This window comes from Agilicoccus flavus, from assembly GCF_014857905.1.
Lineage (GTDB): Bacteria > Actinomycetota > Actinomycetes > Actinomycetales > Dermatophilaceae > Agilicoccus > Agilicoccus flavus.
In genome coordinates, this window is record NZ_JACYXE010000007.1 from 153,573 (window position 1) to 169,288 (window position 15,716).

Below are 15,716 nucleotides of genomic sequence, written 5' to 3' on the forward strand. Positions count from 1 at the left end.
CGTCACCGCGACGCGACGACCCCACACGCTCGAGGACGTCAAGGGGAGGTCGGCGAATGTCACGGATCGACGAGGGGCGCGACAGCGCCGCCTGGGAGCCCGAGGACCCGTCCGGCGCCCCCCGATCGCGGCGGCGCGGGCTCCTCATCACCGCCGGCGGCATCGGCCTGGCCCTGGCCCTCGTGGGCGGGGTCGTCACGCTGCAGAACCGCGACCCGCGCTCGGACGAAGCCTCGCTCGCACCCGTCGCGCTGTCGCCCGACGGCCTGTCGACCAACGTGACCGACGCCGAGGTGGCCGCGGGGGAGAGCGTCGCGGCCGGGGCGCTCGGCGGGCAGCTCGCCGCGCCGGCCGGGGCCGACCGGCAGGTCCCGCTCACCGCGCTCGTCGCGTACCGCCGGGCCGAGGCCTCCCTCGCCGTCGAGAAGCCCTCCTGCCACCTCCCGTGGTGGCTCCTCGCCGGTATCGCCCGCGTCGAGTCCGACCACGCCGACGGCCGCAACGTCGACCCCAACGGCAACGTGACCCCCGTCATCCGCGGCCCGCGCCTCGACGGCTCCGTCCTCGACACCCGGATGGTGCTCGACACCGACCAGGGCATGTTCGACCAGGACCAGCAGTACGACCGGGCCATGGGCACGATGCAGTTCGTGCCCGGCACATGGCGCCTCGCGGGTCGAGACGGCAACGGCGACGGCACCGTCTCGCAGGACAACGTCTACGACGCCGCGCTGTCGGCCGCCGGCTACCTGTGCTCGGAGGGTGCGGACCTTGCGACCGGCAAGGGCTTGGCGGCGACCGTGCTGCGCTACAACAACCGGCCCGCCTACCTCTCGGACGTGCTCGCCTGGGGCACGTACTACCGCTCCACGCTGACGCCCGCCCCGCAGGCCCCGGCGCCCCCCTCGACGGCCACCGTCCCCGCCGTGCCCGGCCCCGGCGTGCCGGTGACGCCCCCGTCGGTGTCCCCGGTGCCGACGGTCCGGTCGACGGGTCCGACGCCCCCGACCACCGCGCCCGGCACGGCCACGAACGCCCCCACGACGCCGGGCCGCACGGTGCCGCCCGTGCCCACCCGGCCGCCGTCGACGCCGGTGCCGACGCGCACGGTCCCGCCGGTGACGCCGACGGCCCCGGGGTCACCGACACCGGCGCCGACCTCGACGCCGACCCGGACCGCGGCGCCCGACCCGGCCCCCACCCGCGATCCCGACCCGACCCGCGACCCGACGCCGACCCGCGACCCCGATCCCGAGCCGACGCGGGAGACCCCGACGCCCACGAGGCCGACGGAGAACACCCCCACGCGGGACGACACGCCCACCTCGCGCCCCAGTACGCCGTCGGACCCGCCCTCGCGCCCCGACACGAGCCCGGAGGTGCCCGTCCCGTCGCCCGCGGACACCCCCACCGCCACCCGGTCGCGCAGCCTTGAGCCGACGACCGGCGACGACGTCCCCGCGCCGACGGGTTCCGACCTGCCGGCGCTGCCCGACGAGACGACGCCGTCCGGGTCCGTGACCACGGCCACGACGACCGCGACGGCCCCCGACCGCGCCTGACGGGCCTCACCGGACCGCCGGTGGCCGGTCCTCCGGGCCCACCCACCGGCGTCGTCGCGCGCCGTTAGAGTCGTGGCCATGACGAGCAGCGACGCCCTCTCACCCGTCCGTCTCCGCCGCGCCCTCGACGCGGTGCCGGCGTACCGGCCGGGGAAGGCGCCGACGGTGCTCGAGGGCGTCGACGCCTACAAGATGAGCAGCAACGAGAACCCCTACCCGCCGCTGCCGTCCGTGATCGACGTCGTCCGTGACGCCGTCACGGGCATGAACCGCTACCCCGACGCCAGGATGGTCCCGCTCCGCGAGCGCATCGCCGACGCGTGCGGCGTCACGGCCGACGAGGTCGTCACCGGGGCCGGCAGCTCGGGCGTGCTCGGCCAGATCATGGGCGCCGTCGTCGAGGAGGGTGACGAGGTCGTCTACGCGTGGCGGTCCTTCGAGCTGTACCCGATCCTCGTCTCGCTCGCGGGCGCCCGTTCGGTCCAAGTGCCGCTCACCGCCGACGCGCGGCACGACCTGTCCCGCATGGCCGGCGCCGTCACGGCGTCGACGAGCCTCGTCATCGTCTGCAGCCCGAACAACCCGACCGGCCCGGCGGTCCGGGCGGCCGAGCTGGAGGAGTTCCTCGCGCGGGTGCCGCGCGACGTCATGGTCGTCCTCGACGAGGCCTACCTCGAGTTCGTCGTCGCCGACGACGCCCCCGACGCGATGGCCCTGTACCGCAGCCACAAGAACCTCGTCGTGCTGCGCACGTTCAGCAAGGCGTACGGCCTGGCCGGGCTGCGGATCGGTTACGCGATCGCCCGGCCTGCCATCGCCGACGCCCTGCGCAAGGCGGGGCTGCCGTTCGCCGTGACCACCGCCGGCCAGGAGGCCGCCAAGGCGAGCCTGGACGCGCGCGACGAGCTCGGCGTCCGGGTCAAGGAGATCGTCGGCGAGCGCGGCCGGCTCGTCGACGGCCTGCGTGAACAGGGCTGGGACGTGCCCGACACCGAGGCGAACTTCGTCTGGGTGCCCCTGGGCGCCGACGCGCTCGCGTTCGTCGAGGCGGCCGACGCGGCCGGCCTGTCCGTGCGCGGCTTCCCGCGCGAGGGCGTGCGCGTCTCGGTCGACGTCCCGGAAGCGAACTCGCGCCTCCTGCAGGTGGCGGCCGCGTTCCGCGCGGAGCGCGCCGACGGTCCGACCGCCGGCTGAGGAGCGGGTCGAAAGCTGCCTCGGTATCAGCTCCGAGCCGCCTCAGAGCTCGCGGGGAGCCTGTTCCGAGCCGCCTCAGAACCGGTCGAGGTCGTCGAGTTCTCGGGGCCCCGGGGTGTAGGGCTCGTCGCCGTGCTCGAGGACGACCCTCCAGCGCCCGACCGCGTACCCGGTGAAGGCGCACGCGAGAGCGATGAGCAGCAGCGCATCCACCACGGGTCGCCACCCGCTCACGACCGCGAGGCCGTCCTGCACGCGCACGGGCAGGCGCTCACCGACCGTGACGTCGAAGAGCCCGCTGCGGACGAGGTCGGCGTCGGCCAGCACGCCGTCCGAGGTCGCGTACCGGACCCGGCAGTGCCGGGCGAGGTCGGCGCCGGGGCACGAGACGATCTCCCCCTGCGAGGCGTGCACCCCCTCCGGGGGCGGCGAGAGCGCGTACAGCGCCTCGCCGACGCGGGGGACGGCGAAGAGCCACAGGAGGATCGCGCATCCGGCGACGACCATGAGGGTCACCGTCTTGACGGCGAGCGACCCCTGTCCCCGGGAACGGTCCGCCGCCGACAGGCGTGACGGACCAGGGCTCATGCTCGGCCTATCGACCGCGGCGCGGCCGACCTGACCTGCTCCGATGTGACGGTGGAGACACGGGTGCGACCCGCCGCCACCGATGCCGCCGGGGCGCTTCGACCACCCGGCGGGATCTCCCGCAGGTGGGCGCCCGGAGCGTCGGGCCGCCCATGTCGACCCCGGCGCCCGGCCGCGGCGGGTACCGTGACGCACAGGGCAGCGTCGTCCGACCGGTGACGCGCCCTTCCGTCCCCGTCGGCGCGCCGGCGCGGTGGCGTAGTGCAGTTCCGGCCCGCGGCGGCGACCCTGCCCGCGCCGGTCGACCACGACGAAGGAGTACGTGTGACCGACAGCGACGTCGTCCCCGAGCAGGCTGCGGCCGCGTTCGGGGTGACCCACCACGAGAACGTCATCGGCACCCCGAAGATCCTCTCCGACGGTGGCCCCGAGACCATCCGGTTCATCGATCAGGACGGCCACCGGATCCGCAACGAGGTGAACCTGCCGTACGACAAGTACGTCGACGCGCTCACCGAGGAGGACGGCCGCCGCCTCTACCGCGACATGGCGCTCATCCGTCGGTTCGACGCCGAGGGCACGGCGCTGCAGCGGCAGGGCGAGCTCGGCCTGTGGCCGGGGCTGCTCGGCCAGGAGGCGGCCCAGGTCGGCATCGGCCGCGCCATGCGCCCCCAGGACTACGCGTTCCCCAGCTATCGCGAGCACGGTGTCGCGTGGTGCCGGGACGTCGACCCGGTCAACCTGCTCGGCATGTTCCGGGGCGTCAACAACGGCGGCTGGGACCCGAACGAGAAGAACTTCCACCTCTACACGATCGTCATCGGCAACCAGGCCCTCCACGCCGTCGGGTACGCGATGGGCGTGCAGCGCGACGGGGCCGTCGGCACCGGCGACCCCGACCGCGACACCGCGGTCGTCACGTTCTTCGGTGACGGCGCGACGAGCCAGGGCGACATCAACGAGTCGTTCGTCTTCGCCGCCGTCAACCAGAGCCCCATCGTCTTCTTCTGCCAGAACAACCAGTGGGCGATCTCCGAGCCGAACGAGCGGCAGACGCGGATCCCGCTCTACCAGCGGGCCCGCGGCTTCGGGTTCCCCGGCGTCCGCGTCGACGGCAACGACGTCCTCGCGACGTACGCCGTCTCGATGCACGCGCTCGACGAGGCCCGGAGCGGCCAGGGCCCGTTCCTCATCGAGGCGTACACGTACCGGATGGGCGCGCACACGACCTCCGACGACCCGACGAAGTACCGCGACTCGGCCGAGCTCGACATCTGGCGCGAGCGCGACCCCCTCCTGCGGCTCAAGTCGTTCCTCCTCTCCCTGCACGAGACCGAGCAGGCGTTCTTCGACGAGGTCGACCGCGAGGCCGACGAGCTCGCGGCGCGCATCCGCACGGCCTGCCAGGAGATGCCGGACCCGCCCCACTCCCAGATGTTCGACCGGGTCTACGTCGAGCCGCACGCGGGCCTCGAGAAGGAGCGCGACGAGTTCGTCGCCTACCAGGCCGGTTTCGAGGGTGAGGGGAACTGACGATGACGACCACCGCTTCGTCCACGGGCACCAGGCTCACGCTCGCGAAGGGCATCACCGCCGGCCTGCGCCGCGCGATGGAGAACGACCCCAAGGTCCTCGTCATGGGTGAGGACGTCGGCCGCCTCGGCGGCGTCTTCCGCGTCACCGAGGGACTGCAGAAGGACTTCGGCGAGGACCGCGTCATCGACACCCCGCTCGCGGAGTCGGGCATCGTCGGGACCGCCATCGGTCTCGCGCTGCGGGGCTACCGGCCCGTCGTCGAGATCCAGTTCGACGGGTTCGTCTACCCGGCGTTCGACCACATCACGAGCCAGGTCGCGAAGATGTACGCCCGCTCCCTCGGCCACGTGACGCTGCCCATGGTCATCCGCATCCCGTGCGGCGGCGGCATCGGCGCGGTCGAGCACCACTCCGAGAGCAACGAGAGCTACTTCCTGCACAGCGCCGGCCTGCGGGTCGTCGCCTGCAGCAACGCCGAGGACTCGTACTGGATGATCCAGCAGGCCGTCGCCACCGACGACCCGGTCATCTTCTTCGAGCCCAAGCGCCGCTACCACGACAAGATGGTCGTCGACACGAGCGCGTCGGCCGCTCCCCGCGGCCTGTACGAGGCCGTCGTCGCGCGACCCGGCGAGCACGTGACCGTCGCCTGCTACGGCCCGATGGTCAAGACGTGCCTGCAGGCCGCGGAGGCGGCCGGCCAGGAGGGCACGTCGATCGAGGTCGTCGACCTGCGGGGGCTCAACCCGCTCGACACGGAGACGCTGTTCGCGTCGGTGCGCAAGACGGGCCGGCTCGTCGTCGTCCACGAGGCGTCGCAGTTCCTCGGCTTCGGCGCCGAGATCTCCGCCCAGGTCACGCAGGAGTGCTTCTACCACCTCGAGGCGCCGGTGCTGCGGGTGACGGGCTACTCGACGCCGTACCCGGCCAGCAAGCTCGAGGAGCTGTTCCTGCCCGATCTCGACCGCGTGCTCGACGGTGTCGACCGCGCGCTCGCGTACTGAGGAGTCGGCATGGCCGTCAAGACGTTCAACCTGCCGGATCCGGGCGAGGGCCTGACCGAGGCCGAGATCGTGTCGTGGAAGGTCGCCGTCGGCGACACGGTGAGGGTCAACGACGTCGTCGTCGAGATCGAGACGAGCAAGTCGCTCGTCGAGCTGCCCATCCCGTGGGAGGGCACGATCACCGAGCTGCTCGTCGCCGAGGGCACCGAGGTGGAGGTCGGGGCGCCGATCATCCGTGTGGAGGTCGCCGGCGCCGACGCCCCTGCTCCTCCGCGCAGCGACAGCCCTCCGCCGCCGGTGCCCGCCCCCTCCGGACCCAGCACCGGCGGGGCGCCGTCGAGCGGCCCGGCCGGCGGTGCGACGCGCACGTTCGCCCTGCCGGATCCGGGTGAGGGCCTGACCGAGGCCGAGATCGTGTCGTGGAAGGTCGCCGCCGGTGACGCGGTGCAGGTCAACGACGTCGTCGTCGAGATCGAGACGAGCAAGTCGCTCGTGGAGCTGCCCATCCCGTGGGAGGGCACGATCGGCGAGCTGCTCGTCGCCGAGGGCGACACCGTCGAGGTCGGCGCCCCCATCGTCACCGTCGTCGTCGCCGGGGCCGATCCCGCGGCCGCGTCCGCCGGGCCGATCGCCACGAGCCCGAGCGACGAGGCGAAGCGGGAGCCGAACCTCGTGGGCTACGGCGCGATCGCCGGGTCGACGACCCGCCGGGCCCGGAAGGGACGCGGAGCTCCGGGAGCGCCCGCCGCCTCGGCCGCGCCCGCCGCGACGCCGGCCGCACCGGTCTCCGACGTGCCGCCGCCCGCTCCCGACGCCCCGCCGCCGCACCCCGCCGCGTCGGGGCACTCGCCGGCGCCGGCGCCCGTCGAGTCGGTGGCCGCGGCCGCGCCGGCCCCGGTGCCGGTCGCCGGGGTGGACCCCTCGGCCTCGGGTGGCGTCCCGCGGACGGGCTCGGGCCGGCCGCTGGCCAAGCCCCCGGTGCGCAAGTACGCGAAGGATCGCGGGGTCGACCTCGCGGCCGTGCCCGGATCGGGGCCCGACGGGATCGTGTCGCGCGAGGACGTCGACGCGTTCCTCGCCGGCGGCGCCCCGACCCCCTCGACCGACGCCCCCGCGGCCGTGCCCACGAGTGCATCCCCACCGACCGCCGAGCGCGAGACCCGCATCCCGGTCAAGGGGGTGCGGAAGATGACGGCGCAGGCGATGAGCGGGTCGGCGTTCACCGCGCCGCACGTGACGGAGTTCGTGACGATCGACATGACCGCGTCGATGGAGCTCGTCGAGCGGCTGAAGGCCGACCGGGAGTTCCGCGACGTCAAGGTGAGCCCGCTGTTGCTCGTCGCGAAGGCGCTGCTCCTCGCGTGCCGGCGCAATCCCGGCGTCAACGCCACGTGGATCGACGAGGCCGACGGATCGGCGACCGTCGTCCAGAAGAACTACGTCAGCCTCGGCATCGCGGCCGCGACCCCGCGGGGCCTCATCGTCCCGAACATCAAGGACGCCGACCGGATGACCCTGCGTGAGCTGGCCGACGCGATGGCCGCCCTCGTCGACACCGCCCGCTCCGGGCGGACCCAGCCGGCCGACATGTCGGGCGGGTCGATCACCATCACGAACGTCGGCGTCTTCGGCGTGGACACGGGCACCCCGATCATCAACCCGGGGGAGGCCGCGATCCTCTGCTTCGGTGCGGTGCGCCGGATGCCCTGGGTCGTCGGCGCCGGGGCCGACGAGCGGATCGAGCCGCGCTGGGTCACCCAGCTCGGGCTGAGCTTCGACCACCGCCTCATCGACGGCGACCTCGGCTCGCGGTTCCTCGCCGACATCGCCGCGATCCTGCACGACCCGGCCAAGGGACTCGTCTGGGGCTGAGCGAGGCCTCCTCGCCCGCGGCCGGGGCCGCCACCGACGTAGCGGCCCCGGCCGCTGTGCGGACCGACGGCGGCGATGGAGGATGGCCGACGCTGACGGCGGTGCGCGGGCCACGGTCAGGCCGCGAGGGCCTTCTCGATCGCGTCGCGCATCGTGGCGGGCTCGGTCTGCGGGGCGAAGCGTTCGATGACGCGGCCCTGCCGGTCGACGAGGAACTTGGTGAAGTTCCACTTGATGGCGTCGCCGAGCACGCCGCCCTTCTCCTGGCGCAGCCACCGCCACACCGGGTGGGCGTCGCGCCCGTTGACGTCGACCTTGGCGAACATCGGGAAGGTCACGCCGTAGTTCGCCCGGCAGAACTCCTTCACCTCGGAGTCGGAACCCGGCTCCTGGTGCGCGAACTGGTTGCAGGGGAAGCCGAGGACGACGAGGCCGCGGTCGGCGTACTCGTCGTACAGCGCCTGCAGACCCTCGTACTGGGGCGTGAGCCCGCACTTGCTCGCCGTGTTGACGACGATCGCGACCTGGCCGGCGTAGTCGGACAGCCGGCGGGTGTCGCCGCGCAGCGTCGTGGCCTCGAAGTCGTGCAGGGTGCTCATCAGTCCTCCACCACCGTGACGGTGACGTCGACGTTCCCGCGGGTCGCGTTGCTGTAGGGGCAGACCTCGTGGGCCCGGTCGGCGAGCTGCTGCGCCTGCTCGTGGGGGAGGTCGGGCACGACGACCTCGAGCGTCACCGCGAGGCCGAAGCCGCCGGCGTCGTTCGGGCCGATGCCCACTCGGGCGCCCACGCTCGAGTCGCCGAGCGAGGCCTTGGCCTCTCGCGCCACCATCTGCAGCGCGGAGTGGAAGCAGGCGGCGTAGCCGGCGGCGAAGAGCAGCTCGGGGTTGGCGGCTCCGCCCGCCCCGCCGGCTCCGCCCGCCCCGCCCATCTCCTTCGGGACGGCGAGGTCGAGGTCGAGCACGCCGTCGGGCGTGCGGACGTGGCCGTCGCGGCCCGCTCCGGTCGCGAGGGCGTCTGCGGTGTAGATGACGTTCACGGTGTTCCTCCGTCTGATCGAGGGGTGGAGTTCACGAGGGCCCGCGCGAGGTCGCGCAGGGCCCCGAGCTGTTCGGGTCCGAGGTCGACCTGCCCGGCGAGGCAGTCCTGCACCTGGCCCGCGCGGTCGCGCAGCGCATCGCCCTGAGGGGTGAGCAGGATCTCGACGCGGCGGCCATCGGGGTCGTCGCGGCGTCGCGTGACCAGCCCGCGCTGCTCGAGGCGCCGCAACAGGGGCGAGAGGGTGCCGCTGTCGAGATGCAGTCGCTCGCCGAGCTCACCGACGCCGACCCCGTCGCGCTCCCAGAGCGCGAGCATGACGAGGTACTGCGGATAGGTCAGGCCGAGGTCGTCGAGCGCGGGCCGGTAGGCCTGCTGCACCCGCCGCGACGCCGCGTAGAGCGCGAAGCAGAGCTGGTGGTCGAGGGCGAGATCCGGCTGCACCCCATAAAGATTGCACACAACTGAGTTGCGTGCAATCTAGCTGGCCCGACGACGTCGGGCGTGCGGACGTCGGGCGTGCGGACGTCGGGCGTGCGGACGTCGGGCGTGCGCACGTCGGGCTTGCGCACGCGGTCCCGGCCGATGCTCGTCGCCGCCGGGTCGCTGCTGCGGGGAATCGCGACCGGGCCAGGTCGAGTTTTCACGACAACTGCACTGCCTTTGGAGCCGCCGTTTTCATCGCTGCTGGTCACAGGGTCGGCGCTCGGGGCGGCGCGCCATTGGCAGTGCAGTTGTCGTGAAAACTCGGGCACCGTCGGTCCGAACCCGGGTGACCGGACCCGCAGGCGGGCGATCCGACGAGTGTGCCGACGACCGGTTCCGTGCCGGACCGCCGCGCGGGCGGTGTGGGCCCTGCCGGCGGCCCCGGGATCAGAGGCCGTCGAGAAGGTCGCGCGTTGCGGCGACGATCCTGGCCTGTGCGGTGGCGCGGTCGGTGGTCGCGGTGCCGTCGCCGGCCTGGGGTCCGTAGTCGCCGAAGTAGGCGTGGATCCCGCCCTCGACGGGCACGAACCGTGCGTCGTCCGGGAGCCGGGGGCGTGACGCCTCGACCTCGGCGGGGGTGGCGAGGCCGTCGCGGGTCCCGTACACGGTGACGACGGGCTGGGCGGGCACGGTCGTCGCGTCGTCCGGGTAGGAGGCCCAGAGGGCGAGCCCGACGATGCGGGGATCGCCCGAGGCGGCGGCGCGGGCGGCCGCGACCCCGCCCAGGCTGTGCCCGGCGACGACCCACCGACGGTCGGCGCCGGGGGAGGGATCGGCGACGATGCGTCCCGGGGCGCCGAGGGACAGGAAGGCGATCCCGAGGGGCTGCTTGACGATGACGACGGGGTGCCCGCTCTGCGCGAGCGGGCGCAGCAGGGCCGCGTAGGCCCGCGCGTCCACGCGGGCGCCGGGCTGGAAGATCAGGCCCGCGGCGCCGGGTGCCGCTCCCGCTGACGGCGTCATGGTCATCGTCGTCGCGTCCTGGGAGACCGTGACCGCGTCCGCGCCCGAGGTCATCGCCGCCATCGCGGCATCGTCGGCCGGGTACGGCCGCAGCCACGCGAGCGCGGGGAGGACGAGCACGGTCGCCGCGGAGAGGAGCGCCCGGCCGAGCCATCGGCGTCGCCTCGCGCGTCCGGTCCCCGCAGGCCAGTTCTCCGCCGCCCAGCGACGGGCGGCCCGGACCAGCAGCGCGACGCCGACGAGAGCCGCCGCCGCGAGCAGCAGGGCGTAGGCGGGGTGCCCGTCCGTGACGGCGCCGACGCGCGTCGCGGCCACCCAGGCCGGCACCCCCACCCAGGCGAGAGCGACGAGCACGCGCAGCACACGGGCGGGGACGGATGTCATGCCCCGATTCTCCGCGACCGCGCCGGGGCGCCGGGCGCCGCGTGCCCCGGGGTCGGCGACACCCGTCATCATGGGGCGGGGGAGAGAACGTGCGGACGGGACCGGCCGCAGGCCGAGGCGATGGGTGCTCGACGTGAGATGGGTCATCGTGTGCGGCGTCACCGTCGTGCTGGTCTGGGCGCTGTTCGCGCGCCTGCTGGGGTCCCGGCGGATCTCGGCGCCGATGGTCATGGTGCTCGGCGGGATGGTCGTCGGCGCGGCGTCCCCGCTCGTCCAGGCGTCGAGCTCGGCGCCCCTCACCCTCGACCTCGCCGTCGCCTCGTCCGTGCTCAACGGCCCCGTCGCCGAGCAGATCGCCGAGGTCATCCTCGCGCTCGTCCTGTTCGTCGACTCGTTCGAGATCCGCCGCGGCGTGTTCGGGCACGAGCCGCGCATCGCGGCGCGGCTGCTGGGGGTGGCCCTCCCGCTCGGACTCGCGCTCGGGCTGGGGCTCGGGGTGCTGTTGTTCCCGCAGGTGTCTCCGGCCGTCGTCCTCGTGCTCGTGTGCGCGGTCATGCCCACCGACCTCGCCCCCGCCGCCGGCATCCTCAAGGACGCGCGCCTGCCGGAGCGGGTCCGCAACGTGCTCAACGTCGAGAGCGGTTACAACGACGGGCTCGTCGCCCCCGTCTTCGTGTTCGCCCTCACCCTGGCCGGGAGCCGGTCCCACGCGAGCACGCCGCAGGCCGCGCTCGAGGAGGCCGTCCCGGCCGCGCTCATCGCCGTCGCGGTCGGCGTCGCCGTCGGCGGCCTCGCCGGCCTCGGGATGCGCCGGTCCGTCGCTGGGGATCTCAGCACGACGCACGCCCTTCGGTACGGGGTCGTCTGCCTCCCGCTGCTCACGTACGCGCTCGCCTCGGAGGCGCACGGCAACGGGTTCGTCGCCGCGTTCGTCGCCGGCATCGCGTTCCGGAGCGCCCGCGGTGAGGCCGCGCACCGCGAGGTCGAGCTGAGCGAGGACGTCGCCGCCCTCGCCTCGTACGTCATGTGGTTCGTGCTCGGGGTCTGCTCGGTGCTCGTCCTGGGCGCGGTCGGCTCGTGGCCGGTGCTCGTCTTCGGCCTCGCCGCGCTGACGGTCCTGCGGATCGTCCCCGTCGTGCTCGCGTTGCTCGGCTCGTCGCTGTCGTGGTGGGACCGGTGGCTCGTCGCCCCGCTCGTGGCCGACCACTACGCGCGGCGGGCCGCCGCTCGTGGGCGGGAGCGGTGACGGCGTAACGTGGCCCCTCGCGCCCAGACCGTCCACCCCGGGAGGGACCCCGCATGCCCACCGACGTCGACCTCGTCGCCGAACAGGACTACCTCGACGAGGTGCGCGCCCAGCTGGCCCGGATGCGAGAGCACGCGCTCACGCTGGACGTGACGGCGGGTGACCCGGTGGCCGCGGAACGACTCGCGATCACGCTGTGGCGGCGCGCCCGCTCGCTGGAGGACGACGGGCGGTCGGCGCCCTACTTCGGTCGGATCGAGGTGGACTCCGCACACCCGTCGGCGGGCGGGTCGGCCACCGGGTGGCACGTGGGTCGGCGCCACGTGGGTGACGAGGCCGGGGACCCGCTCGTCGTGGACTGGAGGGCGCCGGTCTCGACGGCGTTCTACCGTGCGTCCCGCGCCGACCCCATGCACGTCACCCTGCGTCGCCGTTTCGGGGTGTCGGGCGGGCGGATCACCGCGATGGAGGACGAGCACCTCCAGGACCACGCCGACGGCGCCGACGACGTCGTGGGCGGGTCCGGTGCGCCGTCGGCCATCCTCGCGGCCGAGATCGAACGCCCCCGCGTGGGGCCCATGCGCGACATCGTCGCCACGATCCAGCCCGAGCAGGACGAGCTCGTCCGCGCCGACGCGTCGACGACCGTGTGCATCCAAGGGGCGCCGGGCACGGGCAAGACGGCGGTCGGCCTCCACCGGGCGGCGTGGCTCCTCTTCACGTTCCGGGAGCGCCTGGCCCGCGCCGGGGTGCTCGTCGTCGGTCCGAACCGCGCCTTCCTCGACCACATCGGCGCCGTCCTGCCGATGCTGGGCGAGCTCGACGTGCGACACACGACGGCCGCCGACCTCGTCGCGGGGGACACCCGGATCAGGGCGGACGACCGCACCGAGGTGGCCGGCCTCAAGGGGGACGCGCGGCTGGCCGAGGTCCTTCGGGTGGTCGTGTGGAGTCACGTCCGCCGCCCCGAGGCCGCCCTCGAGGTGCCACGAGGGACGCGCATCTGGCGGGTGCCGGGCTACGACGTCGCCGACACCGTCGACGAGCTGGCCGCCCGGGGCCTGCCCTACGACGCGGCCCGCGACCTGCTCCCGCAACGCCTGGCCCACCTGATCATGCTGCGGATGGAAGCCGCCGGCGTGTTCGCGAACGACGACCGGGCACAGGACGCCCTCGCGAAGAACCCCAAGGTCAGGGCCTACGCCAGGGCGGTCTGGCCGCCGGTGACGCCGGCCGCCGTCCTCCATCGCCTCCTCGCCGACGCCGACCACCTCGCCGCGTGCGCGGACGGTGTCCTCGAGCCCGACGAGCAGGCCGCACTGCGGTGGCCCCGGCCCCCGCGGACGCCCGGGGCGGCGCGGTGGACCCCGGCCGACTCCGTCCTCCTCGACGAGATCGCCTGGTCGATGCGCCGCGGCAGCACGTACGGGCACGTCATCCTCGACGAGGCGCAGGACCTGTCCCCGATGCAGCTGAGGGCGGTCGGCCGACGCTGTGCCCCGGCGGGCGCCGCGACGGTCCTCGGCGACATCGCGCAGGGCACGACCCCGTGGTCGACGCCGACCTGGGATCGTTCCCTCGCCCACCTGGGTCGCCCCGACGGCCGCGTCGTCGAGTTGTCGCGGGGCTTCCGCGTCCCCGCCGACGTGATCGCCTTCGCGGCTCGGCTGTTGCCCCGCATCGCGCCGGGGCTCACGCCCCCCGAGCCGGTCCGCGCCGCCGCCGGATCCCTCGAGGTCACCCGGGCCGACGACGTCGTGGCCACGCTCGCGTCGCGCGTCGCGCAGATCGGGGCCCGCCCCGGGACCGTCGGGATCATCGTGGCCGGGTCCGGCACCGACCCCGTCGCCCTGGCCGTCGCGGACGCGGTCGGGGCCGCTCTGGGGACTCCGGTCCCGGTGGTGGACGACGCGGCGCACGACGACATCCCCGACCCGGGGCCCGGCGACGCCGCTCGGGTGCAGGTCGTGCCCGCCGCGCTGGCCAAGGGCTTGGAGTACGACTCCGTCGTGGTCCTCGACCCCGCCGCCATCGTCGCCGCCGAACCCGACGAGCGCACCGGGCTGCGCCGCCTCTACGTCGTCCTCACCCGCGCCGTCTCCCACCTGCTCGTGCTGCATCGCGGAGACCTTCCGGCCGAGCTCGCCCGAGATCGCCTCACGACGATCCCGGTGTGAGCCACCGGACACCCGTCGTCCGGTTCCTCTGTTTCACTGCGGCCATGAGCACCCCGACGGCCGGGTGGGCGACCCACCCGCTGACCCCGGACCGGTTCGACGACTTCGCCGACGTCGTCAACCCCAACCGGCGCGCCACGCACTGCTGGTGCGTCGCCCACCGCCTACGCGCGGCCGACGTCGCCGAGCTCGCGGGGCGTCCCGTGGATTCGGACGCGTCGGGGGCCCGGGAGGCGGCGATGCGGGCGCTGTGCGAGCGCGACGTCCCGCCCGGCGTGATCGCCTACCGCGACGGGGAGCCGGTGGGGTGGTGCAACATCGGGCCGCGCGAGAACATCCCCACGCTCGCGACGAGCCGCCTCATGCGCCCGGTCGACGACGTGCCGGTGTGGAGCATCGTCTGCGTCGTCGTCCGCGGCGGGCACCGCAGGCAGGGCGTGACCCGACGGCTCCTCGACGGGGCCGTGACGTGGGCCGCGTCCCACGGGGCCGTCGCCGTGGAGGCGCATCCCGTCGACCCGCCGGGGCGCATGGACACGACCATGGCGTTCGTCGGCACCCGCTCGATGTTCGAGCCGCTGGGTTTCGAGGTCGTCGGCACCACGGACGCCATGGCCTCCACGCTGCCCCGCCTCGTCATGCGCCGGACGCTGTGACAACTTCCGACGCGCGGACCCGGTGCGTGGCCTCGCCGAGGACGCTGCGAACGGTCCTCGGCCCGGTCAGCGCGTGACGACGAGGTTCTCGAGCACCTCGCGAGCCACCTGCTGGTCGCCGTGCACGGTGTAGTGGAGGTCGTCGACGGAGCGACGACCGGCGGCGCGGCGCGTGAACGCGTCGGTGGACATCTGGATGCTCGTCGTCTTGCCGATGACGGGGATGGGACCGGTTTCGTCGACGCCTCCCGAGAACATGAGGCTCGCGACCGGGCCGGTCTCGCCCTCCGGGGCGCGCTCGACCCGGACCCCGGTGCGGGCCACGACGGGGCCGGTCAGCTCGATCATGACGACCTTGCCGGGCTCCACCCCGCTGTCGAGGACGATCTGCGGCAGCGCGTCGATGACGCGCTGACAGAAGATCGAGGCGCCGGCCGCGTCGAGGTTGCCGGGGCGACCGAGGGCGTGCCGGACGTCCTGCTCGTGGACCCAGACGTCGATGGCGCGACGACGCACGAGCTCGATCCGCGGCATCTCGCCCATCGGGGTGACGACGGTCTCGTCAGGGTCGAGGTCGGTCTCGTGCAGGCGGCCGATGCGGGCGGCGGCCACCCGCTTGAGCTCCTCGACGACCTCCGCCCCCGTCCGGGACCGGCGTACCTCGACGCCCGCCTCGATCGCCCGGGCCCGCGGGTGGCGCAGGTGGGGGTGGTCGGGGACCTCGACGTCGGGGTCGGTGCGACCGAGCAGCCTGCTCTCGGTGGCCGCGACGTGCGCGAACTGGTCCTTGACGGTCCAGCCGGGGCAGTCGGTCGGCTTGTCGAAGTCGTCCGCGTGGCACGTGATGGCCAGGTCGATCAGCGCGTTGATGCTGCTGGCGAAGGAGTCGACCAGACCGGCCAGGTCGTCGGGGGCCGCCGGGTGCATAGGCATGCCGCCACCCTATCGACCGCGCGCCCGCTGTCGACCTGGCAGCGACGCTCCGGCCCGCCCGGCCGCTCCGGGCGGCC

The 15,716-nt window shown here is 74.2% G+C and carries 14 protein-coding genes; 8 read left to right on the forward strand and 6 right to left on the reverse strand.

Translation table 11 applies throughout. The features are described 5' to 3' along the window. Positions 1-56 precede the first annotated feature (56 nt). Positions 57-1,562 carry a lytic murein transglycosylase gene (locus ICW24_RS11895; RefSeq protein WP_226345937.1) on the forward strand — a complete coding sequence of 502 codons (1,506 nt, stop codon included), beginning with the start codon at positions 57-59 and terminating at the stop codon, positions 1,560-1,562. Positions 1,563-1,640: 78 nt separating this feature from the next. Continuing rightward, positions 1,641-2,756: a histidinol-phosphate transaminase gene (gene hisC, locus ICW24_RS11900; RefSeq protein WP_226345938.1), complete on the forward strand. Its 1,116-nt coding sequence runs from the start codon at positions 1,641-1,643 to the stop codon at positions 2,754-2,756. A 75-nt stretch (positions 2,757-2,831) separates the two neighbouring features. Here the strand turns inward: hisC and ICW24_RS11905 are convergent, their stop codons facing one another. Further along, positions 2,832-3,344: a hypothetical protein gene (locus ICW24_RS11905; RefSeq protein ID WP_226345939.1), complete on the reverse strand. Its 513-nt coding sequence runs from the start codon at positions 3,342-3,344 to the stop codon at positions 2,832-2,834. 324 nt (positions 3,345-3,668) lie between these two features. Between ICW24_RS11905 and pdhA the strand changes: the two genes are divergently transcribed. The 3 genes from pdhA to ICW24_RS11920 are packed head-to-tail and all read left to right on the forward strand — an operon-like array spanning position 3,669 to position 7,756. Next, positions 3,669-4,877 (forward strand): pyruvate dehydrogenase (acetyl-transferring) E1 component subunit alpha, encoded by a 1,209-nt coding sequence (pdhA, locus tag ICW24_RS11910; RefSeq protein ID WP_226345940.1) that lies wholly within the window; start codon positions 3,669-3,671, stop codon positions 4,875-4,877. 2 nt (positions 4,878-4,879) lie between these two features. Continuing rightward, on the forward strand, positions 4,880-5,884 hold the full coding sequence (locus ICW24_RS11915; RefSeq protein WP_226345941.1) for an alpha-ketoacid dehydrogenase subunit beta: 1,005 nt from the start codon (positions 4,880-4,882) through the stop codon (positions 5,882-5,884). 9 nt (positions 5,885-5,893) lie between these two features. Continuing rightward, positions 5,894-7,756, forward strand: a complete 1,863-nt coding sequence (locus ICW24_RS11920) for a dihydrolipoyl dehydrogenase family protein (RefSeq protein WP_226345942.1) — start codon at positions 5,894-5,896, stop codon at positions 7,754-7,756. Between the two features lie 116 nt (positions 7,757-7,872). On the opposite strand, the gene ICW24_RS11925 is transcribed toward ICW24_RS11920, so the two are convergent. The 4 genes from ICW24_RS11925 to ICW24_RS11940 form a co-directional block, all read right to left on the reverse strand. Then, positions 7,873-8,355 carry a glutathione peroxidase gene (locus tag ICW24_RS11925; protein WP_226345943.1) on the reverse strand — a complete coding sequence of 161 codons (483 nt, stop codon included), beginning with the start codon at positions 8,353-8,355 and terminating at the stop codon, positions 7,873-7,875. Further along, positions 8,355-8,795 (reverse strand): organic hydroperoxide resistance protein, encoded by a 441-nt coding sequence (locus ICW24_RS11930; RefSeq protein ID WP_226345944.1) that lies wholly within the window; start codon positions 8,793-8,795, stop codon positions 8,355-8,357. Before ICW24_RS11930 ends, ICW24_RS11925 begins: the two co-directional genes overlap by 1 nt. Next, positions 8,792-9,238: a MarR family winged helix-turn-helix transcriptional regulator gene (locus ICW24_RS11935; protein ID WP_307781332.1), complete on the reverse strand. Its 447-nt coding sequence runs from the start codon at positions 9,236-9,238 to the stop codon at positions 8,792-8,794. The genes ICW24_RS11930 and ICW24_RS11935 overlap by 4 nt, the downstream gene beginning before the upstream one ends. 429 nt (positions 9,239-9,667) lie before the next feature. Then, entirely contained in the window at positions 9,668-10,627 is a 960-nt protein-coding gene (locus tag ICW24_RS11940; protein WP_226345945.1) for an alpha/beta hydrolase, read from the reverse strand. Between the two features lie 133 nt (positions 10,628-10,760). Between ICW24_RS11940 and ICW24_RS11945 the strand changes: the two genes are divergently transcribed. From ICW24_RS11945 to ICW24_RS11955, 3 genes are read left to right on the forward strand one after another with little or no spacing between them, the layout of a single operon-like run. Next, positions 10,761-11,873: a cation:proton antiporter domain-containing protein gene (locus tag ICW24_RS11945; RefSeq protein WP_226345946.1), complete on the forward strand. Its 1,113-nt coding sequence runs from the start codon at positions 10,761-10,763 to the stop codon at positions 11,871-11,873. 53 nt (positions 11,874-11,926) lie between these two features. Next, complete coding sequence (locus ICW24_RS11950) at positions 11,927-14,050, forward strand: HelD family protein (RefSeq protein WP_226345947.1); 2,124 nt, start codon at positions 11,927-11,929, stop codon at positions 14,048-14,050. A 44-nt stretch (positions 14,051-14,094) separates the two neighbouring features. Then, entirely contained in the window at positions 14,095-14,706 is a 612-nt protein-coding gene (locus ICW24_RS11955) for a GNAT family N-acetyltransferase (protein ID WP_226345948.1), read from the forward strand. A gap of 66 nt (positions 14,707-14,772) precedes the next feature. Here the strand turns inward: ICW24_RS11955 and ICW24_RS11960 are convergent, their stop codons facing one another. Next, positions 14,773-15,639: a maleylpyruvate isomerase family mycothiol-dependent enzyme gene (locus ICW24_RS11960; RefSeq protein WP_226345949.1), complete on the reverse strand. Its 867-nt coding sequence runs from the start codon at positions 15,637-15,639 to the stop codon at positions 14,773-14,775. Positions 15,640-15,716: the final 77 nt, after the last annotated feature.

Excerpts from the sequence above, each read along its gene's own strand:
- ICW24_RS11895 (WP_226345937.1), top strand. The coding sequence starts at position 57 with ATGTCACGGATCGACGAGGGGCGCGACAGCGCCGCCTGGGAGCCCGAG.
- hisC (WP_226345938.1), top strand. The coding sequence starts at position 1,641 with ATGACGAGCAGCGACGCCCTCTCACCCGTCCGTCTCCGCCGCGCCCTC.
- ICW24_RS11905 (WP_226345939.1), bottom strand. The coding sequence starts at position 3,344 with ATGAGCCCTGGTCCGTCACGCCTGTCGGCGGCGGACCGTTCCCGGGGA.
- ICW24_RS11915 (WP_226345941.1), top strand. The coding sequence starts at position 4,880 with ATGACGACCACCGCTTCGTCCACGGGCACCAGGCTCACGCTCGCGAAG.
- ICW24_RS11920 (WP_226345942.1), top strand. The coding sequence starts at position 5,894 with ATGGCCGTCAAGACGTTCAACCTGCCGGATCCGGGCGAGGGCCTGACC.
- ICW24_RS11925 (WP_226345943.1), bottom strand. The coding sequence starts at position 8,355 with ATGAGCACCCTGCACGACTTCGAGGCCACGACGCTGCGCGGCGACACC.
- ICW24_RS11940 (WP_226345945.1), bottom strand. The coding sequence starts at position 10,627 with ATGACATCCGTCCCCGCCCGTGTGCTGCGCGTGCTCGTCGCTCTCGCC.
- ICW24_RS11950 (WP_226345947.1), top strand. The coding sequence starts at position 11,927 with ATGCCCACCGACGTCGACCTCGTCGCCGAACAGGACTACCTCGACGAG.
- ICW24_RS11955 (WP_226345948.1), top strand. The coding sequence starts at position 14,095 with ATGAGCACCCCGACGGCCGGGTGGGCGACCCACCCGCTGACCCCGGAC.
- ICW24_RS11960 (WP_226345949.1), bottom strand. The coding sequence starts at position 15,639 with ATGCCTATGCACCCGGCGGCCCCCGACGACCTGGCCGGTCTGGTCGAC.